At 61.5% G+C, this 20,931-nt stretch carries 23 protein-coding genes and 1 pseudogene; 7 read left to right on the forward strand and 17 right to left on the reverse strand.

What is annotated here, in order from left to right; all coding sequences use genetic code 11:
• Positions 1–16 precede the first annotated feature (16 nt).
• On the forward strand, positions 17–790 hold the full coding sequence (locus C495_RS00855; RefSeq protein WP_008159063.1) for an enoyl-CoA hydratase/isomerase family protein: 774 nt from the start codon (positions 17–19) through the stop codon (positions 788–790).
• A gap of 251 nt (positions 791–1,041) precedes the next feature.
• On the opposite strand, the gene C495_RS00860 is transcribed toward C495_RS00855, so the two are convergent.
• The 4 genes from C495_RS00860 to C495_RS00875 form a co-directional block, all read right to left on the reverse strand.
• Complete coding sequence (locus tag C495_RS00860) at positions 1,042–1,716, reverse strand: 2,5-diamino-6-(ribosylamino)-4(3H)-pyrimidinone 5'-phosphate reductase (RefSeq protein WP_008159064.1); 675 nt, start codon at positions 1,714–1,716, stop codon at positions 1,042–1,044.
• A gap of 130 nt (positions 1,717–1,846) precedes the next feature.
• Positions 1,847–2,401 carry a class I SAM-dependent methyltransferase gene (locus tag C495_RS00865; RefSeq protein ID WP_008159065.1) on the reverse strand — a complete coding sequence of 185 codons (555 nt, stop codon included), beginning with the start codon at positions 2,399–2,401 and terminating at the stop codon, positions 1,847–1,849.
• Positions 2,402–2,488: 87 nt separating this feature from the next.
• Positions 2,489–3,322 (reverse strand): ZIP family metal transporter, encoded by an 834-nt coding sequence (locus C495_RS00870; protein WP_008159066.1) that lies wholly within the window; start codon positions 3,320–3,322, stop codon positions 2,489–2,491.
• A gap of 53 nt (positions 3,323–3,375) precedes the next feature.
• Positions 3,376–3,585 carry a hypothetical protein gene (locus tag C495_RS00875; RefSeq protein WP_008159067.1) on the reverse strand — a complete coding sequence of 70 codons (210 nt, stop codon included), beginning with the start codon at positions 3,583–3,585 and terminating at the stop codon, positions 3,376–3,378.
• 123 nt (positions 3,586–3,708) lie between these two features.
• Between C495_RS00875 and C495_RS00880 the strand changes: the two genes are divergently transcribed.
• From C495_RS00880 to C495_RS00890, 3 genes are read left to right on the forward strand one after another with little or no spacing between them, the layout of a single operon-like run.
• Complete coding sequence (locus tag C495_RS00880; RefSeq protein WP_008159068.1) at positions 3,709–4,983, forward strand: Single-stranded DNA binding protein; 1,275 nt, start codon at positions 3,709–3,711, stop codon at positions 4,981–4,983.
• The gene (locus C495_RS00885) at positions 4,980–6,677 is read left to right on the forward strand and encodes a hypothetical protein (protein ID WP_008159069.1); all 1,698 of its coding nucleotides are present in this window, start codon (positions 4,980–4,982) and stop codon (positions 6,675–6,677) included. The genes C495_RS00880 and C495_RS00885 overlap by 4 nt, the downstream gene beginning before the upstream one ends.
• Before the next feature lie 9 nt (positions 6,678–6,686).
• On the forward strand, positions 6,687–7,523 hold the full coding sequence (locus C495_RS00890) for a metallophosphoesterase (protein ID WP_008159070.1): 837 nt from the start codon (positions 6,687–6,689) through the stop codon (positions 7,521–7,523).
• Positions 7,524–7,563: 40 nt separating this feature from the next.
• Here C495_RS00890 and C495_RS00895 read toward each other — a convergent pair whose 3' ends face one another.
• Positions 7,564–7,908, reverse strand: coding sequence for a hypothetical protein (locus C495_RS00895; protein ID WP_008159071.1), 345 nt, complete (start codon positions 7,906–7,908; stop codon positions 7,564–7,566).
• 79 nt (positions 7,909–7,987) lie between these two features.
• A complete protein-coding gene (locus C495_RS00900) occupies positions 7,988–8,332 on the reverse strand; it encodes a hypothetical protein (RefSeq protein WP_008159073.1) in 345 nt (114 codons plus the stop codon).
• A 189-nt stretch (positions 8,333–8,521) separates the two neighbouring features.
• On the opposite strand from C495_RS00900, the gene C495_RS00905 reads away from it, so the two are divergent.
• The gene (locus C495_RS00905) at positions 8,522–8,761 is read left to right on the forward strand and encodes a MarR family transcriptional regulator (RefSeq protein WP_394295653.1); all 240 of its coding nucleotides are present in this window, start codon (positions 8,522–8,524) and stop codon (positions 8,759–8,761) included.
• A 197-nt stretch (positions 8,762–8,958) separates the two neighbouring features.
• On the opposite strand, the gene glnA is transcribed toward C495_RS00905, so the two are convergent.
• The 3 genes from glnA to C495_RS00920 all read right to left on the reverse strand — a co-directional run bounded on the left by glnA (position 8,959) and on the right by C495_RS00920 (position 11,783).
• On the reverse strand, positions 8,959–10,314 hold the full coding sequence (glnA, locus tag C495_RS00910; RefSeq protein ID WP_008159076.1) for a type I glutamate--ammonia ligase: 1,356 nt from the start codon (positions 10,312–10,314) through the stop codon (positions 8,959–8,961).
• 454 nt (positions 10,315–10,768) lie between these two features.
• On the reverse strand, positions 10,769–11,086 hold the full coding sequence (locus tag C495_RS00915; protein ID WP_008159078.1) for a hypothetical protein: 318 nt from the start codon (positions 11,084–11,086) through the stop codon (positions 10,769–10,771).
• A gap of 397 nt (positions 11,087–11,483) precedes the next feature.
• Positions 11,484–11,783, reverse strand: coding sequence for a hypothetical protein (locus C495_RS00920; RefSeq protein WP_008159080.1), 300 nt, complete (start codon positions 11,781–11,783; stop codon positions 11,484–11,486).
• Positions 11,784–12,141: 358 nt separating this feature from the next.
• Here C495_RS00920 and C495_RS18290 point away from each other — a divergent pair, with 358 nt between their 5' ends.
• A complete protein-coding gene (locus C495_RS18290; RefSeq protein ID WP_008159081.1) occupies positions 12,142–12,345 on the forward strand; it encodes a hypothetical protein in 204 nt (67 codons plus the stop codon).
• Here C495_RS18290 and C495_RS00930 read toward each other — a convergent pair.
• The 5 genes from C495_RS00930 to C495_RS00950 are packed head-to-tail and all read right to left on the reverse strand — an operon-like array spanning position 12,330 to position 17,628.
• Complete coding sequence (locus C495_RS00930) at positions 12,330–13,391, reverse strand: glycosyltransferase family 2 protein (protein ID WP_049890077.1); 1,062 nt, start codon at positions 13,389–13,391, stop codon at positions 12,330–12,332. The genes C495_RS18290 and C495_RS00930 overlap by 16 nt on opposite strands.
• Positions 13,384–14,841, reverse strand: a complete 1,458-nt coding sequence (locus tag C495_RS00935; protein WP_008159086.1) for a nucleotide sugar dehydrogenase — start codon at positions 14,839–14,841, stop codon at positions 13,384–13,386. Before C495_RS00935 ends, C495_RS00930 begins: the two co-directional genes overlap by 8 nt.
• Positions 14,838–15,827 (reverse strand): Gfo/Idh/MocA family protein, encoded by a 990-nt coding sequence (locus tag C495_RS00940; RefSeq protein WP_008159088.1) that lies wholly within the window; start codon positions 15,825–15,827, stop codon positions 14,838–14,840. Before C495_RS00940 ends, C495_RS00935 begins: the two co-directional genes overlap by 4 nt.
• Positions 15,824–17,053: a DegT/DnrJ/EryC1/StrS family aminotransferase gene (locus C495_RS00945; protein WP_008159090.1), complete on the reverse strand. Its 1,230-nt coding sequence runs from the start codon at positions 17,051–17,053 to the stop codon at positions 15,824–15,826. The genes C495_RS00940 and C495_RS00945 overlap by 4 nt, the downstream gene beginning before the upstream one ends.
• The gene (locus C495_RS00950; RefSeq protein ID WP_008159091.1) at positions 17,050–17,628 is read right to left on the reverse strand and encodes an acyltransferase; all 579 of its coding nucleotides are present in this window, start codon (positions 17,626–17,628) and stop codon (positions 17,050–17,052) included. Before C495_RS00950 ends, C495_RS00945 begins: the two co-directional genes overlap by 4 nt.
• Before the next feature lie 418 nt (positions 17,629–18,046).
• Between C495_RS00950 and C495_RS00955 the strand changes: the two genes are divergently transcribed.
• Complete coding sequence (locus tag C495_RS00955) at positions 18,047–18,583, forward strand: DUF7344 domain-containing protein (protein ID WP_008159093.1); 537 nt, start codon at positions 18,047–18,049, stop codon at positions 18,581–18,583.
• A gap of 207 nt (positions 18,584–18,790) precedes the next feature.
• Here the strand turns inward: C495_RS00955 and C495_RS00960 are convergent, their stop codons facing one another.
• From C495_RS00960 to C495_RS00970, 3 genes and pseudogenes are all read right to left on the reverse strand, one after another.
• Complete coding sequence (locus tag C495_RS00960; protein ID WP_049890064.1) at positions 18,791–19,789, reverse strand: DUF1616 domain-containing protein; 999 nt, start codon at positions 19,787–19,789, stop codon at positions 18,791–18,793.
• Positions 19,790–20,030: 241 nt separating this feature from the next.
• On the reverse strand, positions 20,031–20,306 hold the full coding sequence (locus C495_RS00965) for a PadR family transcriptional regulator (RefSeq protein ID WP_008159097.1): 276 nt from the start codon (positions 20,304–20,306) through the stop codon (positions 20,031–20,033).
• Positions 20,307–20,610: 304 nt separating this feature from the next.
• Positions 20,611–20,835: pseudogene (locus tag C495_RS00970) on the reverse strand (DNA-binding protein); the annotation flags it as partial.
• Positions 20,836–20,931: the final 96 nt, after the last annotated feature.

The raw sequence follows: 20,931 nt of genomic DNA on the forward strand, positions 1-20,931 counted from the left end.
CGAGAAACCCGGACGTATGTCATGGGAAACCGTACAACTCGACTGGGATGGAGCCGTTGCAACGCTGACCGTCGACCGACCGGACGCGCTTAACGCGTTGAACGTCCCGACGCTCGAAGCGATGGGCGAAGCGCTCACCGAGGCCGCCGACGACGGCGCTCGCGCGCTCGTGTTGACCGGAGCTGGCGACGACGCGTTCATCGCCGGGGCGGACATCGCGTATATGCAGGACCTCGAGACACCGAAAGCACAGGAGTGGGGCGAACTCGGTCACGACGTTGCGGACGCCCTCGAGGCGTTCCCCGCGCCGACGATCGCGGCCGTCAACGGCTACGCCTTCGGTGGCGGCTGTGAGATGGCGATGGCCTGTGACCTGCGCGTGGCGAGTGAGTCAGCGCTGATCGGCAACACGGAGATCGACCTCGGCATCATTCCCGGCTGGGGCGGCACCCAGCGCCTGCCGGAACTCGTCGGCGACGAGACCGCACGGCGGATGATCTTCCTCGGCGAGCGACTCGACGCCGAATCGGCCGCCGAAGCCGGCTTGTTCGGTGAGGTCGTCGCTGATGAAGACCTCGAGGACACCGTCACCGACCTCGCCGAACAGCTCGCCGCGAAGCCAGCCGTCGCGATGCGCGCGGCCAAGCAGGCGATCAACCAGCGCCACGAGGGCCCACAGGCGGCGGGACTCACGTACGAACAGCGCGCCTTTGCCAGTCTGTTCGGCACGCCGGACCAGCGCGAAGGGATGACGGCGTTCGTCGAGAACCGAGATCCGGAGTTCGAGTAACGACAACAAGTCGCTGACGTTACTGCACGCCTATCACATAGACGAATTCACTCGAAGGACGGGGGCACAAACCATGGGGGACGTATATAAAAGAGTGGCTACAGTTGAATCACTTGAACAGGTGGTCGAAATCCGACCTGATGAAACAGTTATATCCAGTTGACCTCTGCTGTCCAGAAATTCATAGTAACAACTGAAACGATTTACACACTGATCGCACAGCCGTCGTGCGATCAGGTGTGCATTGACTTTCAGTGGCTACTATAGCTATCGACCGTCCAGCACAACAACACGCCGTCGTCGAGTCGTTCGACCCGCTCGAGGCCCAACAGCGGAAACTCGTCGATGAACCCGCCGCCGTCGGCCAGCGTGGGCGCATCACGGCCGCCGATCAGTTTCGGCCCGACGAAGACACGGAGTTCGTCGACCAGACCGACCTCGAACAGCGAGAAGATGAGTTCGCCGCCGCCTTCGACCATGAGCTGCTCGAGGCCCTGTTCCTGAAGCGCCGCGAACGCCCGCAGGAGAGCAACCCGATCGTCGCCGGCAGTCACGAGTTCCGCGCGATTGGCGAGCTCCATGCGTCGGTCGATCGGTGCCGTCTCACTGAGACAGACGTACGTCGTCGCCGCGTCGTCGAGGATCGCAGCATCGTCCGGTGTCCGCCCCTTCGAGTCGATGACGACTCGAGCCGGCTGTTCAGGCTCGCCGCGCTCGAGTCGTTGGTGACACAACTGCTCGTCTTTGACGGTGAGGTGTGGATCGTCCGCGAGAACGGTGCCGACGCCGACGACGACGGCGTCGCTGTCGGCGCGGAGTCGATCGACGCGAGCGAAATCCGCCTCGCCACTGATTGCGATCTGATCGCGCTGGCGCGAGGAGAGTTTGCCGTCCGCACTCATGGCGGCGTTAACGACGACGTGCATACACGTGGCTGCGTGGTGGACCCTAAAGAAGACACCGCGTACTGGTCGACCCGCTCCTCGCGAAGGGATCCGTGTCGTTTGGGCCGGCCGCTGACCAGCGGCGCTGTTGCCGATGCGACCAGTAGCGTTGTTACCGACGCGCGACGATCGCAAGCGTCTCGGGGCGATCTCGAACGGATTCGACGGTAAATCCAGCGTCCTCGAGGTGGCTCGTCACGTCCTCACAGCCGAAGCGTTCGTCCATCGACGGGCCGTCCTCGCCGGTGCCGTCGGCCGACCAGTCAACCGTCACCAGTCGCCCACCCGAGCGAATAACACGGGCGAGTTCCGCCATCGTCTCCTCGGTCGCGTACTCGTGGTGGGTCATGACCGAGAACGCGGCGTCGAGTTGGCCATCATCAAAGGGCAGCGACGAGACGTTGGCCGTCACGGGTTCGACGTTCGGTTCCATGCCGTTCTCTCGATGGATGTCGTGCATCTCCGACTGAACATCGACGGCGTGTACTGTCCCAGCGAACGGCGCAACATCAGACGTATAAAAGCCAGTCCCGGAGCCCAGATCGGCGACGACGGCGTCGTCGTCGAGGTCGAGCATCTCGAGCAACTCTTCTCGGGAACAGAAGCGGTAACGAGACGGGTCCTCGAGGGCGTCGGCCCGGTCGATCGGGAACGTGTGAAATCCCATGTGTACGGTTAGGACAACAGCGTGAAATAGCTGTATATTCGGCGATCACGGCTGGCCTATCCGGTACGAACACGTTCACAGTCCGGTTCAGACGGCCAGTCCGACGTCGACGATCACCATCACGACGAACCCGGCGACGAACGTCAGCGTCGCGATATCGGCGTAGCCGTGGCCGTGGCTGGCAGGAATCATCTCACGGAAGACGACGGCGATCATCGTCCCGGCGGCGAACCCGGCAGCGAGGGGAAAGAGGCCGGTAACGACGGCAACGAGAGTGAAGCCGAACGCGGCTGCAATCGGCTCAGGGACCGCCCCGGAAAGCGTCGTGTAGAGGACGGTTTTCGCCTTCGACAACCCCGTTCGGCTTGCTGGAATTGCCATCGCGAACCCATCGGGGACGTTCTGAATCGCAATGGCGATCGCGAGTGCGGTACCGACACCCTCGAACCCACCCGCGAACGCGATACCGATCGCCAACCCTTCCGGGACGTTGTGGATGGTGACCGCGCTGCCGACAAGTAGTGCCCGCCGACCGTCTTCCTCGAGATCGGCAGTCGTTGGTTCGGTGTCGGATTCCGGGCGGGTTTCGACAACGCCTTCGGATCGGGCCGTTGGCGGATACGTCTCCTCTCCTTCGCCAGCGACGACGAGATGGACGTGTGGAATCGCCCAGTTGCCAATGAGCAAGAAGACAGCACCGAGGAGCAAGCCACCGACGACCTCCCACAACGAGCCGAGTTCGAGCCCCGGGACCACGAGCGCAAAGACGGCCGCGCCGAACATGATGCCAGCAGCGAGACCCACTGCAGCGTCATAGAACCGATGGCTGATGCGATCCGTCACGAACACTGGCAGCGCACCGAGCCCGGTCGCTGCACCCGCAAGAAATGCGATCCAGACGACGTCAACGAGAGCGGTCACAGATACTCAGTGTTCGTTGCATGGCAGAACAGATCAGTCTAATGGCCATTTTCTCACCCAATCCGACGAGGATCGTCGCTCGAGCCGAGCAAAATCCGATAGACGAGATAGCCGACGAGCAACGCGAACGCGAACGTTGCGACGGTTTCGGCGAACCAGATCGCGGCATACAGGGCTCGCGTGAGGATTCTGATGAACACGATGCCACCGAAAATCGCAGCGACAAACGCAAGTCCGCCGAGTGCTGCGCCGACACGTTCCATACACTCACTTTCGTTGGCAAGGAAATGAACCTACTGCCGGCTGCCCAGTACGGCTACACAGATCAGTTCACTTTCACTCCGCTGCGGGAACGCTTTTTAAGCCCCCGAACGAAAAACCGAGTGATGGAACTCGATAACCATGCTGAGGATCTCGCCTCCGACCTCGGTATTGACAAAGAGGAGGTCAAAGCCGACTTGCAGAATCTGGTGGAGTACAGCGTCCCGATCGACGAAGCCAAACAGAGCCTGCGCCGGAAGTACGGCGATGGAAGCAGCGGCGGGAGCAACACGCCCTCGAGCAAGGAGATCGCTGAGATCACGACTGACGACAGCAACGTCACCGTGACGGGCGTCGTGCTGACGACGGGGAAGCGATCGATCCGATATCAAGGCGACGACCACGTCATCGTTGAGGGACGACTCGCCGACGAGACCGGCACGATCGACTACACCGCGTGGGAGGACTTCGGCCTCTCGGCAGGCGATACGATCACCGCGGGCAACGCAAGCGTCCGCGAGTGGGATGGCGAACCCGAACTCAATCTCGGTGAAAGCACCTCGCTGTCGTTCGACACGGACTCGCTTACGGTACCCTACGAGACCGGTGGCGACGCCCAACTCGCCGATCTCCAGACGGGCGATCGTGCAGTGAACGTCGAAGTCGCGGTCGTCGACTGTGAACGGCGAACGATCGACGGCCGAGACGGTGAAACCGAGATTTTGAGTGGCGTCTTCGGCGACGAAAGTGGACGTCTTCCCTTTACGAACTGGGACCCAGCGCCCGAGATCGAGGAGGGCAGTACGGTTCGCATCGAGAACGCCTACGTCCAGGAGTTCCGTGGCGTTCCCGAAGTCAACGTCTCGGAGTTTTCGACCGTTACCACCCTCGAGCGTGCGGTCGACGTCGGCGTCGAGACGACGACGATGGATGTCGGCGCGGCCGTCGCCACTGGCGGCATCTATGACGTCGAAGTCGTTGGCAACGTACTCGCCGTCCGGGAAGGGTCCGGGCTGATCCAGCGCTGTCCGGAGTGTTATCGTGTCATCCAGAAAGGCCAGTGTCGAACCCACGGCGACGTCGATGGGATCGACGACCTGCGTGTGAAAGCGATCCTCGACGACGGCACAGGAGCCGTCACCGTCGTTCTCGACGACGAACTCACGGAACAGGTCTACGGCGGCACGCTCGAGGATGCCCTCGAGCAGGCCCGCGAGGCCATGGATCAGGAGGTCGTCGCGGATACGATCCGTGAGCACATCGTCGGCCTCGAGTACCGCGTGCGTGGACACCTCTCGGTCGACGAGTACGGAGCCAACCTCGACGCCGAGTCCTTCGAGGAGAGTGAGGATGAGCCGACCGTCCGTGCGAGTGCCTTCCTCGAGGAGGTGCACTCATGAGCGCATCCGACACCGGCGAGGAGGAGATCCCCGGGCGCGAAATCGCCTACCGGCTTTTCGCCGCCGAGTACGACGACGCATCGCTGTCGTACGCCGAAAGCGACGAGGAACGCGCGCCGAACTACGTCATCTCACCGACCGGAGCACGACTCAACCGACTGTTCGTCGTCGGCACGCTCACCGAAGTCACCGCGGTCAACGACGAAATGGTCCGTGCCCGCGTCGTCGACCCGACTGGCGCGTTCGTCGTCTACGCCGGCCAGTACCAGCCCGACGAACTGGCGGCCTTAGAACAGCTCGAGCCCCCTGCGTTCGTCGCGGTAACGGGCAAGGCACGAACCTTCCAGCCCGACGACTCGGATCAGGTGTACACCTCGATCCGTCCCGAGAGCATCGCGACGGTCGACGCCGACACCCGCGACCGCTGGGTCGTCAGCGCTGCCGAGCAGACTCTCGAGCGAATCGGTACCTATGCCGGCGCTGCCGCCCTCGAGGGCGGTCGCGACGAACTGACGGACACACTCCGTGAGGCTGGCGTCGAAGCCGGGCTCGCTGCTGGCATCCCGCTGGCACAGGGACACTACGGAACGACAGCATCGTACCTCGACGCCCTCCGCGACTGTGCCGTTGAGGCAGTCGAAGTCGTCGCTGGCGACCGCGAGCAGGTCAGCGGACTCTCGCTGACACCCGATACCTCGAGTCCAGCATCCGAGTCCGTGACGTTCGACTCACTCACAACGGTTACAGAGAGCGAAATCGAGGCGTTCGCAACCGGCGACGAGGCCGACACACAGCCCACAGAAGCCGGTGGGGCCGCCGAATCGTCCGATACGGCGGGTAACGACGAAAGCGAGTCAGTCGGCACTGCCGCCGTCGCTGGAACGGCAACGAGTATGGAGCGCGAAGACACGACTGACGAGACAGTTGAGGCCACACCCGATGCAGCTCACGACGTCGGCTCGAGTGAAGAAGCGAAAACGGCGTCGACAAACGAACGAGGTATCGAATCGGACAGCATCGACTCCGAGCCCGAGGCTGCTGACGAGACGGCCGATACGTCGACGGCGCTCGACGAGTCGACCGATGACGCCCTCGAAACTGCTGACGTCGACACCAGCACGCCCGATGACGGCGAACTCGGTGACTTCGATGCCGGCGATGGGGGGATGTACGAGATGGACGACGAAGAGCGACAAGAACTCGAGGCCGAGTTCGGCGCGGAGTTTACGACCGGGACCGAAGTCGACGAACCCGGCGAGGCCGATATCGACGTGCAAGAGCCCGACGACGAATCGGCGGCCGACGAGTCCAGCCACGAACACGACGCGAGCACGGGTTCCGAGCCGATAGAGTCGGACGAGGACACCGCGAGTGACGACGAGGTTGGTGCCCCACCGGAGTCAGGACTCGAGGACGAATCGGAACCACTCGAGACGGCCGATGAAGCCGAGGCGGCTGACGATGCTGACACCGCGTCGGCCGACGAACCCGCAGACGACATCGACGTACAGTCGTACGTCATCGAAACCATGGCGGAACTCGACGACGGCGACGGTGCTGATCGGACGACGCTCGTCGAGACGGTTGCCGACGACACCGGTGTTGCCGAAGCCGACATCGAAGACGCCATTCAGGACGCACTGATGGGCGGTGAGTGTTACGAACCGGACGACGACCGACTGAAAGCAATCTAACGTTGCTCGATGGTTGACCGGTCCCGTCCCAGTGTCACACGCGTCGAGCCGATTCCCAACGAGCCAGCCGCAATCGCGGTCGCCGGGACCGAACGCGCGTTGCTCATCGCGGACTACCACGCCGGCTACGAAGCCGGCCTGCGATACGAACACGGCGTCGATGTCCCCAGTCACGCCTCCGAACGCCGGGAGCGACTGTGCTCGCTACTCGAGCGAACCGATCCCGACCGACTCGTCGTGCTCGGTGATCTCATGCACTCGATCGGCGAACCGGGCGGGGCCGAACGTGGCGAACTCGAGGTCCTGTTCGAATCGTTCCCGTCGGCGCTGGACGTAACGGTCGTCAAGGGAAATCACGACGGACGGATCGAGACATGGCTCACTGCAGGACAGGCACCCATGAGCGAACACCCCGGCTCGGTGACAGTCGTCTCCGGCGACGGCATCGCACTCGGAGCGAACGACATCGGCGTCTGTCACGGCCATACGTGGCCCGCGCCGGACGTCCTCGAGTGTGCGGTCGTCTGTCTCGGCCACGAACATCCCTGTGTTCGGCTCGTGGACGAACTCGGCGGCCGTCGCGTCGAGCGGGCGTGGCTTCGCGGTCGCCTCGATCCGACACCGTTTCGCGACCGGCCCGAGTACGACGGCGTGTCGTGGCTCGAGCGAGGAGACGACTCGCCACCGCAGGTCGTCGTCATGCCGGCGTTCAACGACCTCGCTGGCGGGACGTGGGTGAATCGCTCGGGACAATCGTTTCTCGCACCGTTTCTGCCGGCCGGATTCGCATCCGCCGAGGCCTACCTGTTAGACGGGACGCGACTCGGTCCCTACGAGTCGGTGTGAGTCGGTGGGTTGGAATCGCGGCGAGATGAACCGAACGCGACTATTCAGAATCCGATGAGGTCCGTCCACTGGTACTTCTGATCCGGTTTTCCAGTGGGCTCCGGTCGAGACCCAGTCGACGGTGGAGCAGGTGTTGGACCAGCGATGGGAGCGCAGCGGCCACGACCAAGACAGCGCTCAGTGTCCAGACCGAACGACCGCTTGCGATCCACAGGAGTCCGGTCACGCCGACGAGGACCAGCAGGACGCCGGAGCCGAGATACGCCCGCGAGAGCCGCGGCGCTCGAGCGCGTTGGGCCTCGGTGTACGATCGGGCATCGTAGACGACGATGCCACCACCGAGGACGAGCACGAGCGACAAGAGCCCGTACATGACGGTGAGCATACGCGAGCATTTTTCCGACACCAAGGTAAGTGTTGCTAACACAACACATCTGAACGGGTGCAGTCAGTCGCGCTCAGCGCTATCGTTGCACCGTTTTCGATTCGATTCGGTCGCCGTCGCGCCACTGGTAGTAGTGATAGGTCGTCCCGGCGATTTCCTTGACCGTGACGCTCGCTCGCTCCGGGACATCCGCCGGATACTCGACGTCGCCATCGGCGTCGTCCGCTTCGTCCACACTGGCGTCTGCGGTTGCGTCCGAACCCTGCTCGTCGTCGCGTGTCGACTCCGCCCACGCCGCGAGCGTCTCGAGATAACTGGCCGCAGCTCGAAGCTGTTCGGCGTCGCTGTCCTCGAGTGCCGACAGCGAGTCGGTGATATCGCGGTTGAGTGCCGACGGAGGAGTGGGTCGATCCTGACTAGTCATCGCTCGTACTCGACGTTCGTGTGGGAAGCCTCAAACACTCGGCGGTCTGGATCGCCGTCGTCGAGACGGGTGACGAAACAGCGCCGTCATCCATGTGTGACGATAACAGAACTCGTTCTAGATCCCGCCATGAGATATATACACAATGTACGTGTGCGTTTATATATAGGAACGAGGTCCATGCTGATGATGACACTGAAAACACAGAAACAGCGACCCGCGTCACAGCTCGACCCCGTTCCAGACACCCTCGACTCAGCCCACGCGAAACTCGTGTACATCTATCTCGAGGCGACCGATGGCGCGACGGTCGAAGAGTTAGGGGCAACGCTGACCATGCAGAAACTCTCGATTCTGAGCGTCCTGAACACGCTCTCGAGTGCCGGGATCGTCGAACAGGACGGCGACGAGTACGTCGTTTCGAACTGATCGGATACCGTTGGGTGGTGGCGTACCAACACACCGGAGAGATGTCTCCACGTGTGGATCAGTGACACTACTTGCCAGTCGTGAGAGACTGGATTGAGTTCGGGGCACGGCTTTGCATCGCTTTCGACAGTAGTTCGATCCAAGCTCACACAGCGCGAAAAGGGGGTGGGACAGTGCTGTGGCGGTCGCTACGGGCCTTAGAACGTCTCGAGGTAGCGGTCGAGTTCCCACTCGGAGACGTCGATGAGGTACTCCTCGAACTCCTGACGTTTGGCCTCGACGAACTTCGGTGCGATGTGGTCGCCGAGTGCGCTGTAGACCGCCTCGTCTGCCTCGAGGGCGTCGACGGCTTCGCCGAGGTTCGATGGCAGCGTCTCGATCCCGTACTCCTCGCGTTTGGCTTCGTCGAACTCGTAGATGTTGTCCCGGACTGGGTCGGGAGCCTCGAGGCCCTGTTCGATGCCGTCGAGTCCAGCGTGGATCATGACGGCGAAGGCGAGGTAGGGGTTACACGAGGGGTCGGGCGAGCGCAGTTCGATACGCGAGGCCGCAGGGACGCGAGCAGCCGGTTTGCGGATCAGCGCCGAGCGGTTGCGGTCGGACCAGGCCACGTAGACGGGTGCTTCGTAGCCCGGCACGAGACGCTTGTAGCTGTTGACTGTCGGGTTCGCGACGGCCGTGATCGCTGGGGCGTGTTCTAACACACCGGCGAGGAACGAGTGGGCCGTCTCGGAGAGGTCGAACTCGTCGTCCTCATCGTGGAAGGCGTTCTCGCCGCTTTCGTCCATCAGCGACATGTGGGTGTGCATCCCCGAACCGTTGATTTTCGGAATCGGCTTGGGCATGAACGTCGCGTGGTAGCCGTGCTGGGCCGCAATGGCGCGAACGACGGTTCGGAAGGTCCCGACGTTGTCAGCCGTCGTCAGTGCGTCATCGTACTCGAAGTTGATCTCGTACTGGCCGCGAGCGACCTCGTGGTGGCTGGCTTCGATCTCGAAGCCCATGTCCTCGAGCCCGTAGATGATGTCCCGGCGGACGTCAGAGGCGAGGTCTTTGGGTGCGAGATCGAAGTAGCCGCCGTAGTCGGCCGTTTCGGTCGTTGCGCGACCATCCTCGTCCTCCTCGAACATGAAGAACTCCGGCTCGGGGGCGAAGTTCACGTCGTAGCCCATCTCGTCGGCGCGCTCGAGTGCCTGCTTGAGGATGTAGCGTGGGTCGCCCTCGAACGGCTCGCCGGTGGAGGTGTTGTAGACGTCACAGATCATCCGGGCCGAGGCACCCTCCTCGCTTTGTCTCCACGGGAGTACAGCGAACGTATTCGGATCGGGGACGAGTCGCATATCAGACTCCTGAATGCGCACGAAGCCCTCGATCGACGAGCCGTCGAAGTAAATACCGTCGGCAAACGCCTTTTCAGCCTGTCGAGCCGGCACAGAGACGTTCTTGACAGTTCCCAGAATGTCCGTAAACTGCAGTCGGAGGAAGTCAATGTCTTTGTCCTCGATTTCGTCCAGTACCGTTTCTTCCGCGGAGGTCAGGTTTCCGCTTGTCATCTTTTACTCGAATAGTCCATTGGTTTCTACTATTAAAGCTCTACTGTTGTGGGCGAATATACTCAAATAGAACAGAATCTGGACGTTCGTAGTTTAATAAAGGATCTGTGTAGTAGTTCGGATGAGAATAGCGACAAAATGACGTGCCAAAGTGGATGATTGTGAACCGATAGCAGCCACCGAACGTTACTACACACCGCATCACACGACAACTCTGCGACGTGTGTCGATCAGTTCAATGATGACGATAATAGCTCGAGTTCGGTAAGAAAAGCCTCGGTAGTGCGCTCGAAAACGGCAGTTCATCGAACCGGCACGGATCACGGGCGGTGCACGGCGGTCAGCAACGACGGGAGTCCTCTGATAGGGATTAGTGTCGCCACTCAGCGTGTATCTGCCCCGCCATGCAATCGTCGCTGTCGGTTTCGCCCGGCACAAACTCTGTAGTCGGACGCTACTTCCTATGAGTCGTCATCGAAACCGTCGACAGTCCGATATCGATGCTTGCACGCCAGATGTCCATCGTTGTCCGAACCGTTCGTTGCCACGTCATCAGCGGTGTCGATCCCATCGGTTTGGAAGCAGGGGCCGGCAACGGCCGTTTCGAGATCGTCGTCGCACAGACGGGACAGACGTACTCGACGTGTCGGTCGACCGTCCGACGGTCCCAGTCACCGTCGAGAGGACTCTGGTGGTCACAGCCCCAGCAGAATAGCGTCGATTTTTGGGGGACTGGCGTGTGCCCGTCGTCGGCGACAGCGTGGTGAGTCATTGCCAGCGCTCAAGGGATAGCCCCTAAAACCACTGTCTATCCTTGTGGTCTCTCAATCCGAATATGCGCCGTCTTCCGGCTCGAACAACAGCCGTCACCGACGAGCGCTGTCCGCTCCAGCGATGTAGCACGGACGTACACCGGTTGTCGATCCAGCGATCTCGTCGACACGGTTCGAGTGAGTTCACGCGAGTAAATCGGAACCCAGTCCGTTCATTGCGACTGATTACTATCAGAAAATCCACACCATATCGGTTTCGACGGCGGTCAAAAGCGGGTCGGATGGAGACATCGAGACCGGCTTATCTCGCGGACGGTGCCATACTCGACGTTCGTCGACGATCGAGACGGTGCGCTCGTCGGACTCGAAAATAGACCTGACACTGACGTTCAGTTGTTACAATTCGTCGGCCTCGAGTTCGCGTGGATCGACATCGCCCGCGAGATACTGCTCGCCGAGGTCGGAAATGTCGTACATGCCCACGGCGAGTTTGTTCAACAGTCCGTACTTGGCGAGTTCTCGACAGCGATAGGCCGCATCAGGGGCGCGACAGATGTCTTCATCGCTGATATGATCGGGCGTGAAAACGTCGTCCGACCGCATCAACTCGAGAATGTCGCCGTCGACAGGAGCCATCCATTCGGCATCGAGATCCAGTTCGTCGCGATCGTCAGCGTCTGGTTTCGTGTCGTCCATAGCAGTCATCCTCGTGAAAGCGGTAGATTCGTGCGGTTGAAAGGCGGCACAGTACATGAGACTGTTGGTCGTGACGGTTCAGTGCCGGTTGGAACGGGCACTCCGCGCTCGCACAACGGGGGCGATCCTGCGAGCACTGACGTTCAACAGCCGGGAACAGTCGAGAGGCCGAGTGTCTCGAGTCCGTAGTGGACCGCGTCGTCTCCGGTCGGTTCTCGTGGGCTGGTAATCGACGCACCGAACTGGGACGGTGTGACGGCCGCAAACGTCAACTGGCTGGAAACAGGTCTCAGTAACACAGAATGGTCGCTTACGAAATACTTATGGTTCAGTTGAAGGTACGGAAACTAACGAGCTTATGAGCCTCTCTCGATTACTTTCTAGTCTTCTCGACGGGTCAGAATCCGACACTGAATCACCGTCGACACCAGACGGTCGGTCAGAGACGCCGGAATCGACGGTTCTCTTCGAGTGTCGAGACTGTGGGACCAACGTGTCGGCCGACACGGTCCGCTGTCCGGCGTGTAACGGAGACGACATCGTCCGCTATTCGATCGACTGAGTTGGCGGACGTTCGGTGTCGGCCTCCGCATGGGTGTCTTGGTCGCAGGTTATTTCGAGTGCGGCGTTTTCCTCCGCATCGAGCCAGATGCCAAGTCCAAGCGCGAGCAGACCGAGCAGCGTCGCGACGAACGACCCGATTACGCCGACAGCTCCGTCCTTGCCACGGAGGAGTCGGACGAGCGAGCCGCCGAGTCCAGCGCTGCCACCCACGAGACCTGCGACACCGGTGCCGTAGAAGACGACAGTCGGATGAAACTCCCGAACGACGTATCTGGTCTTCAGTCGCCAGACGAAACTCCGGAGTAACAACAGCGACACGAACTGGATGAACGGGACGTAGCGGATGCTGCTCTCTTCGTCGCCGTAGATGGCCGTCATCGGTACGTCCGCGACACGGCGCTCGCGAACGTTGAGATGTGTGAGGAGATGGTTGAGAAAACCGTACCGGTCGGTGATCGCCTCGAGGTCGAGTTCCTCGATCGCCTCACGTGAGATGGCGGTGTATCCGTTCTGTGGGTCGCCGATCGTCCAGTACCCCGACGCGAACTTCGAGAGGCCGGTGAGCATCGCGTTGCCGAAAAACCGAAACGCCGACATCCCGCCACGGTCCTCGGGGTTGAGCAGTCGATTGCCTTTGGCGTAGTCGGCTTCCCCTTCGACGACCGGGTCGATGATTCGGTCCAGAATGTCGGGGTCCATCTGACCATCGCCGTTCAACACGGCGACGACATCCATCTCGTCTGCAGCAGCGTGTTTGTATCCCGTCTTGACAGCAGCGCCGTAGCCGCGGTTTTCCTCGTGGCGAATCGGGACCACGCGTCGTCCCTCACCGCCGTCGGTAACCGTGAGTTCCGGCGCAGACTCGGCGCTGTCGTTCATCCGGGCGGCAACCCGTTGAATCACGTCCCAGCTGTTGTCGGGTGAGGCGTCGTCGACCGCATAGATTCGGTCGACGAAGTCCGGAACGGTCTCGATAACGCCCCCGATAAACGCCTCCTCGTTGTAGGCGGTCACGACGACGCCGATTCGGTTGCCGTTATACATGGTTGCCTCCGTCAGCAGACACCGACCGATCATCTGCCGGCACGGGCCCGTCACTGCCGTTATCCGTCGGTGCTCGACCGCGTGCCGTGCCACCGAGCGTATACACCCGGTGTGGCGTCTCCGAGAGATCAACTGCATCCCGCCCGTCGACGACGACCATCGGCTCGAGGTCAGCCCACGGGATTCGATCGAACGCCTGGTGTGGCGTGACGATCACGGCCGCATCGAACGACTCGGCTGCGAGGTCGTCGATCTCGACGGCTCGAGCCCCGTATTCGGCTGGATCGACGAGCGGATCGACGCCGGCAACCGCCGCGTCACGGGCAGTCAGTTCGTCGATCACGCCGAGTGCTGGCGAGGCTCGCGTCTCCTCGACACCCGGTCGGTAGGTCACGCCGAGGACGACGACCGACGCGTCGGCGAGGTCGATGCCAGTCGCCGCGAGTTCCTGCTCGAGGCGGTCGACGACGACCGTCGGCATCTCGTCGTTGACCTGTCGAGCGGTCCGTGTCAGTTCCATCGGCTCGTCCATTCGGGAGAGCAGGAAGTGCGGGTAGTAGGGGATGCAGTGGCCGCCAACGCCCGGTCCGGGGTCGTGAAGCTGGCACATCGGCAGATCGTTCGCCGTTGCGATCGCTTCGCGGACCGAAATCTCGAGTTCGTCGGCGAGCCGGCCGAGTTCGTTCGCCAGCGCGATGTTGACGTCACGGTAGACGCCTTCGAACACTTTGACGGCCTCCGCCGTCGTCGCATCCGAAACCGGATGCACCTCGTTGTCCGAGAGTTCGTCGTAGACCACCGCCGCGGCCCGTGTGCTCTCGGCATCGACGCCGCCGACGACTTTCGGATACTGGCCACGGATATCCCGTAGCGCCGTTCCCGAGGACGTCCGTTCCGGACAGAACGCGATGCCGAACTCGTCGGCGGCGAGCCCGCTTTCGTCGACCAGATGCGGCTCGAGAACGTCACGACAGGTTCCCGGCGGCAGCGTCGACTCGGCAATAACCAGATCACCAGGCGAGAGTCCGGCCGCGATATCGTCGATCACCGACTCGACCGTCGTGAGATTGGGGGTGTCATCGTCGTCGAGCAGCGTCGGCACGATGATCACGTGCACGCGTGCGTCGGCCGCTGCAGCGGGACCGTCCGTCGTGGCCTCGAGTCGCCCGCGTTCGACCTGCTCAGCGATGAGGTCCTCGAGTCCCGGCTCGCCGACGACGTGGCTCGTCCCGCCGTTTATGCTCTCGACGACGGCGGGATCGATGTCGACGCCGGTGACGGTTCCCGTCGTTTCGGCGTAGACGCCTGCAAGGGGGAGGCCCATCTTCCCGAGCCCGTAGACGGCGACCGGAATCGCCCCCGTGGTGAGCAGTTCGCGCTGGCGATCCGACGACACCGTCGACCCGTAGAGAGCCGGCACTGCCTCGTCTTCGGACGGATCGAGGCTCATCGCGCTCTCACCTCGGGCGTTCGCGTCTCCTCGCCGATGAGCGAATCGATCAACTGGACCGTTTCGAGGGCTTCGATGCCGTCTTCGGCGGTCACGACCGGCTCCGAGCCGGTCCGGACGGCCTCGACGAACGACTCGAGTTCGTGGCGCAGCGGTTCGCCGTTGTCGACCCGTGGTCGTTCGACGACGCTCTCGTGGCGGTAACGACGCGTGCCGTCGTCGATGAGATACTCCGGATACGAGTCCCGATGGATCAGGACCGACTGTTGGAGGTAGTCGACCTCGACGAGACAGTCTCGAGCAGTGACGGTGAGCGTCCGGACTTTCTTTTGGGTGACGCGACTCGCGGTCAGCGAGGCGACGACGTCGCCGTACTCCATCGTCGCCGTGGCGTACTGGCCGCCGTCGGTTCCCATCGCACTCACCGAGTTCGGTCGATCGTCGAGCAGTGAGTCGACGATGTCGACATCGTGGACCATCAGATCGAAGATGACGTTGCCCGGTGCCGTCCGATCGATCGGCGGCCCGAGCCGTTCGGCCTCGAGACTGATGACCTCGAGGTCGTCGATCAGGTCTGCAACCGTCTGCACAGCCGGATTGAATCGCTCGATATGACCGACCTGCAAGAGACAGCCGCGGTCTCGAGCCAGCGCAGCCAGTTTGCGACCCTGCTCGACCGTTTCGGCGATCGGCTTCTCGACGAGGACGTGGACGTCGGCCTCGAGACAGGTCGAGACGACATCGTAGTGTGCCCGTGTCGGCACAGCGACGGTGACGACGTCACAGCGTTCGAGCACGGTGTCGAACGGGACGGCCTCAGTATCGTACTCATCCGCGATCCGGTGTGCGACGGCGTCGTCGTGATCGGTGACACACGAGAGTTCGACAGCTGGTAACTCACTGTACACGCGCGCGTGATTCGCGCCCATCGATCCGACGCCGATGACGCCGGCCCGAATCGGGCGTGAGGAGGGTGTTCGGCTCATTGGGAATGAAAGTGGTCTCGCACTGCTTCGACGACGATTCGCCGGTCGCGTTCCGAGAGGTCCGGATGGACCGGCAGGGAAAGGACGGTCTCGCTGGCCCGTTCTGCGTTCGGGAGCGTTGCCGCTGCCGTACTGACGGTTTCATACGCCGGCTGCTGGTGGATCGGCGTCCCGTAGTAGACGCCGGTATCGACGCCGTGGTCCTCGAGCGTCGCCGCGAGCGCGTCTCGGTCGTCGGTTCGGACGGTGTACTGGTGATACACGTGTCGGTAGCCGTCCGGTTCCGTCGGCGTCTCGAGCGGGAGCGACTCCAGCTCCTCGTTGTAGTACATCGCGTTCGCCCGGCGTGCCCGGTTGAACTCCGGGAGGCGCTCGAGTTGGGCGCGGCCGATTGCGGCCGCGAGACTCGTCAACCGGTAGTTGTGACCGAGGTCGACGTGGTCGTAGCTGCCGCCGTCGCCGACGTCCCGGCCGTGGTTGACGAAACTCGCGGCACGGTCAGCGACGTCGTCGCGGTCGGTGGTGATGATCCCGCCTTCGCCGGTGGTCATGTTCTTCGTCGGGTAAAACGAGAAGCACGCGGCATCACCGAGCGAGCCAACACGGTCGCCATCGATCGCAGCCCCGTGGGCCTGACACGCATCTTCAACGATGAACAGGTCGTGATCGTCAGCGATCGACCGGAGCGCATCCATGTCGGCTGCCAGCCCGTAGAGATGGACTGGAACCAGCCCGGCGATGTCGTCACGGTCGGCGAGAATCCGTTCGACGGCGGCTCGATCGATCGTGTACGTCTCTGGATCGATATCCGCAAAGACCGGCGTCCCACCGGCGAGTCTGATCGCGTTCGCGCTCGCGACGAACGAAAACGGCGACGTAATGACCGCATCGCCGTCCTCGAGGCCGACGGCCTCGAGTGCAGCGTGTAACGCGGTCGTCCCGTTCGATGTCGCCACACCGCGCTCGGCGCCGCAGTAGGCAGCGAACGACGATTCGAAGGCCCTCACTTCCGGCCCATCGGCGAGCATCCCACTCTCAAGGACGGACTGGACTCGCTGTTTCGCCTCCGCGCCGATGTCCGGCGCTGCGATCGAGATCGGCTCGTCAGTCGACGGCTCGTCCAGCTCCGTCGTCTCGCGTTCGGGTTCGGTCCCTGCACCACCATCGGTACTGGTCTCCGTGCCACCGTCAGTGCCGAGTTCGGCATCGGTGTCGTGTTCAGTCATGCGATCTGGTTCGCACCCTCGAGTGGTTTTGGCAGTGTCTGAACCGTCGCTGGCGTACCGACGGCGAGCGTATCGGGCGGAACGTCCTCGGTGACGACCGAGCCAGCGGCGACGAACGCGTTTTCACCGATCGTCACGCCGGGCAGCAACGTCGCGTTCGCACCGATCGAAGCACCGTCCTCGATCGTCGGCCCCTCGAGACCGTTGTCCGTCCTGACCGGATACTCATCGTTCGTCATGACTGCCCCGGGCCCGACGAAAACGTTGCTCCCGATCGTCGTTTCAGTCGGGACGTACACGTTCGTCTGCAGACTGACGTTGTCGCCGACCGTCGTTTGGCCGTCAATAACCGTCTTCGTCCCGACGAGAACATCGTCACCGATCGTCGTTCCCTCTCGAATCAGGATATCGTGGCCCGTCGTGAACGCATCGCCGATCGTCACGTCGCCATAGACGATCGAACCCGCCCTGATCGTTGCGTTGTCCCCGATTCGTGTCGGTTCGTCGAACTCGCCGTATCCGACTGTGGCCTCCTCATCGATGAGACAGCCGTCGCCGTGGACGAACTGAGTCATCGGCAGCCACCTCTATCGGGGCTCGTTACGTCCGTGTCAGAGAGTCGAAATCGTATGTGTCGTTGATACATCATTGGTGCGCGATACCCGTGTGGGCAATCATCCAGACACAACTGGTAACGCGGCTTTGTTATCCCTCACCTGATGACTCTGTAGTCACAAACTACACCGACCTCGAGCCGACTGCTCCGAAACGGCCGTGAAGCAACGGTTCATCCACTGTTCGGCCACTCCAAGCAGTTATTCACGAAGAAATAGTTGCTTAGGCGTCAGTCATGAACGCTAACTGGTACAATCCCATTTCGGTTAGGTAGCCGAGTGATAGTAAAGTGTCACAGGCTGGCATTCGGTGTCGTGAGGTATCCGAACACACCCGGACGCCGGGAACGGGAGCCGATTTGGGAACGCGAGGACGCTTATGTCTGAACACGAACTGACACAAGCCGAACTGTTCGACGTATTCAGCAACGCTCGAAGACGACGGACGGTCCAGTATCTCAAACGACAGGGCGGGGACTGTGATCTGGCCCCGCTCGTGGAGCAGGTCGCCGCCTGGGAGAACGAGATCAGTCCGGACGAGGTCACACGCACACAACGCCGGCGTGTGTACATCTCGCTGTATCAAACCCATCTCCCGATGCTCGAGGAACACGGCATCGTCGACTGGGACCCTGATGACCACGCCATCGAACTGCTGCCGGGCGACGACGTTTTCGAACCGTACCTCGACCAGCGACTCGAGGACGATCGCCCGTGGCACCGACTCTACATGTCGGTCACGTCACTCGGCGTCGTCGCGCTCACGTTGTCGTGGCTCTCGGTCGGTCCCCTGACGGCGACCGCCGCACCGACGATCGCGCTGGCACTGTGCCTGCTCGTGTTAGCCGTCGCGGTCGCACAGCACGTCTCGAGACGACCCCGAATCGACCTCCCACTGTTCTTTGCGAGCCGATAGCGTCCGGCTCGAGGGGTCGCTATCGGCGTGGCTCGCCGTTCAGTAACAGTCTGCTGTTCTGATACCAATTCACCAGCGCTTGATCGCGTTGGACGGCTCGTCGCCGGCGGTGATGTCTGTTCCAGTGCCTGCAAAGACTGTGCTCGGCTCGTTGTGCGCTCTCGAAAACAGAGGTTTCTCGGCGACTGTACTCAACTCGGACGGGACTTACTCGTCGTCCGATTCTTCGGCTGTCACCCAGGTGTACGTGTCTTCTGCGGCGTTTTCGTTTGTCGGCTCTGCCGGTGGTTCACCGTGGAACAACAACACACTGATACGGACGTCCTCGCCGTCAGCTGCCGTCGGCGTGACGCTCAGCTCACTGGTTTCGGTCGTGTTGTCGGCGAGCGTTGTCTCGAATACGTCCAGTTGGGTCCGTTCGACGACGGTCCCGTCCTCAAGGCGTTGCTCCTGCACGACGAGTGTGTACGTGGTTTCCTCGCCTTCTTGATTATCGACTGAAACGGTCATCGGGACTGCGTCGCCCGGTTCGATTTCCGACTCGATCCCGCCGGCGACCAGTTCACCGTCGTCGGATTCGCCATACAGCGCCAGTTCGGTGAACCCGCCCGTCGACATCGGGACGAGAAAGCCGATGATGAGCGCCCCTGCAGCCAGCCCGATCGCGAGCACGAGGACGACCGACGACGCGGTAATCGCAGCGTTTTCATCACCACGAAGCCGCGCGAGCGACGCGATTGGAGAGACGATAAACCGATCCTCTGTCGGTGTTCTGAGACGGCGAACGACGCCGGTTTGGGCCAGCACGACAGTGAGCAGGGCGAGTGTCGCAGCCGTGGAAGCAGTAGTGAATCCCCACTGCGTAAACGGCAACACGATAGCGACGATCGGAATAATTGTCAGCGAGAGTGCAAACGACAATCCGAGTCGCTCGACAAGGTCGATCCCTCGAGGTCGTGTTTCGATCGCCCTCGAGGTCGCTTGCCGCGCCGTTCGATCAGTCGCCGGGAACAGCACGGAAATCAGTGCGTACCCGGGCAAAAAGAGCGCGAGTGGGAAGGTGGCCAGCAGGCGGAGAGTGCTCCCAGCCTGAAACGACGTGACGATCACGTAGGCGAGGATCGCACCGATCGACACGACTGCGAGGTCGACCGGATACTCCCGGACCGCCCCAAACCGTGTCAAGGTACTCGTTCCGTGACTCATCGATTGGACACCAGACGTTGCTGGTCAGTCGTCAGTCTGACTAATAGCGACACGAATGTCATTATCGAATCATTAGCTCAATGCACTCTCTATTGCTTTGTTATGCCCGTATTACTGCAATTTCGAGCCGAAATCCCAGATGCTGATACACGTATCTGACACTGTAAGTACGTATCAGGTATTCTACAGTGCCGCGGCTACCGATACTCCTCGTTCTCGTCCCGATCGGATCAGCTCGCGCCTAGAAATCGACGTACTGTTCTTCCCACTCGCGACGTTCGTCGATCCGCTCCCGACCGGCATCCGTAATCGCATAGTAGTTCGTCCGTCTATCGAGCTGTCCCTTCTCGACCAGTTCCTTATTGACGAGTGTATCGAGATTCGGATAGAGCCGACCGTGGTTGATCTCCGAACTGTAGTACTTTTCGACCTCGTCTTTGACGGTCTGTCCTGACGGTTGATCTGCCCCTGCGATCACGTACAGGAGGTCGCGTTGGAAGCCGGTCAGATCGTGCATTTCTCAATCACAGTGACCATTCCAGTGAGTAGATATTTGTTATCCGTACCATACAGCAGCGTTAGATCTCCTTTCAAAATATGTTCCAGGAACTAAACTGATCGTTCCCACGACCGTCTCTAGGCTCGGCACGTCAACAATGCTACTCGTCTCGGTGTTGAAATTCACCACGTCCACACCGCATCACACCCGTAACCGAACCAGCCTGGGCCACGTCCGTCGCTGATACGATGCGGTCCCGATCTCTCGCCGATCCCTCACAGCAGGGTCGGTACTCAGCAGGACGGGCCGCCAGCAGTCCGTCTCACTCGTCGGCCGTCGATACCGAGACGTCGATTCCCTCGGCACCGATCTGAATCTGCAGTGTCTCGACGGTCGCTTCGTACGCCGTCGTATGTGACCCATCATCGTCGAATCGAACACACTCCGCCAGCAGTTCGCTCTCGAGGAGGTTGTTGATTCGTCGATACACCGTTGCTGAGGAACTATCCGTTCGTTTCGTCAGTTCCTTCGCCGTCTTTGGCCCATCACCATCCGTTCTAGTTTAGCAGATCGGGGTATCCAGAGACGTCGAGCTAGAATAGTCAGTTACTAGGAATGTGAGAATCCGGTGGAGAGTGTGTAC

The sequence above is a fragment of the Natronorubrum sulfidifaciens JCM 14089 genome, from assembly GCF_000337735.1.
Classification (GTDB): Archaea; Halobacteriota; Halobacteria; order Halobacteriales; family Natrialbaceae; genus Natronorubrum; species Natronorubrum sulfidifaciens.

Coding starts and splice junctions, on each gene's coding strand:
- C495_RS00905 (WP_394295653.1), top strand. CDS start 8,522: ATGACACTGAAAACACAGAAACAGCGACCCGCGTCACAGCTCGACCCC.
- C495_RS00885 (WP_008159069.1), top strand. CDS start 4,980: ATGAGCGCATCCGACACCGGCGAGGAGGAGATCCCCGGGCGCGAAATC.
- C495_RS00900 (WP_008159073.1), bottom strand. CDS start 8,332: ATGACTAGTCAGGATCGACCCACTCCTCCGTCGGCACTCAACCGCGAT.
- C495_RS00940 (WP_008159088.1), bottom strand. CDS start 15,827: ATGAGCCGAACACCCTCCTCACGCCCGATTCGGGCCGGCGTCATCGGC.
- C495_RS00855 (WP_008159063.1), top strand. CDS start 17: ATGTCATGGGAAACCGTACAACTCGACTGGGATGGAGCCGTTGCAACG.
- C495_RS18290 (WP_008159081.1), top strand. CDS start 12,142: ATGAGCCTCTCTCGATTACTTTCTAGTCTTCTCGACGGGTCAGAATCC.
- glnA (WP_008159076.1), bottom strand. CDS start 10,314: ATGACAAGCGGAAACCTGACCTCCGCGGAAGAAACGGTACTGGACGAA.
- C495_RS00930 (WP_049890077.1), bottom strand. CDS start 13,391: ATGTATAACGGCAACCGAATCGGCGTCGTCGTGACCGCCTACAACGAG.
- C495_RS00950 (WP_008159091.1), bottom strand. CDS start 17,628: ATGACTCAGTTCGTCCACGGCGACGGCTGTCTCATCGATGAGGAGGCC.
- C495_RS00865 (WP_008159065.1), bottom strand. CDS start 2,401: ATGGGATTTCACACGTTCCCGATCGACCGGGCCGACGCCCTCGAGGAC.
- C495_RS00880 (WP_008159068.1), top strand. CDS start 3,709: ATGGAACTCGATAACCATGCTGAGGATCTCGCCTCCGACCTCGGTATT.
- C495_RS00945 (WP_008159090.1), bottom strand. CDS start 17,053: ATGACTGAACACGACACCGATGCCGAACTCGGCACTGACGGTGGCACG.
- C495_RS00860 (WP_008159064.1), bottom strand. CDS start 1,716: ATGCACGTCGTCGTTAACGCCGCCATGAGTGCGGACGGCAAACTCTCC.
- C495_RS00920 (WP_008159080.1), bottom strand. CDS start 11,783: ATGGACGACACGAAACCAGACGCTGACGATCGCGACGAACTGGATCTC.
- C495_RS00875 (WP_008159067.1), bottom strand. CDS start 3,585: ATGGAACGTGTCGGCGCAGCACTCGGCGGACTTGCGTTTGTCGCTGCG.
- C495_RS00915 (WP_008159078.1), bottom strand. CDS start 11,086: ATGACTCACCACGCTGTCGCCGACGACGGGCACACGCCAGTCCCCCAA.
- C495_RS00895 (WP_008159071.1), bottom strand. CDS start 7,908: ATGCTCACCGTCATGTACGGGCTCTTGTCGCTCGTGCTCGTCCTCGGT.
- C495_RS00935 (WP_008159086.1), bottom strand. CDS start 14,841: ATGAGCCTCGATCCGTCCGAAGACGAGGCAGTGCCGGCTCTCTACGGG.
- C495_RS00890 (WP_008159070.1), top strand. CDS start 6,687: ATGGTTGACCGGTCCCGTCCCAGTGTCACACGCGTCGAGCCGATTCCC.
- C495_RS00955 (WP_008159093.1), top strand. CDS start 18,047: ATGTCTGAACACGAACTGACACAAGCCGAACTGTTCGACGTATTCAGC.
- C495_RS00960 (WP_049890064.1), bottom strand. CDS start 19,789: ATGAGTCACGGAACGAGTACCTTGACACGGTTTGGGGCGGTCCGGGAG.
- C495_RS00965 (WP_008159097.1), bottom strand. CDS start 20,306: ATGCACGATCTGACCGGCTTCCAACGCGACCTCCTGTACGTGATCGCA.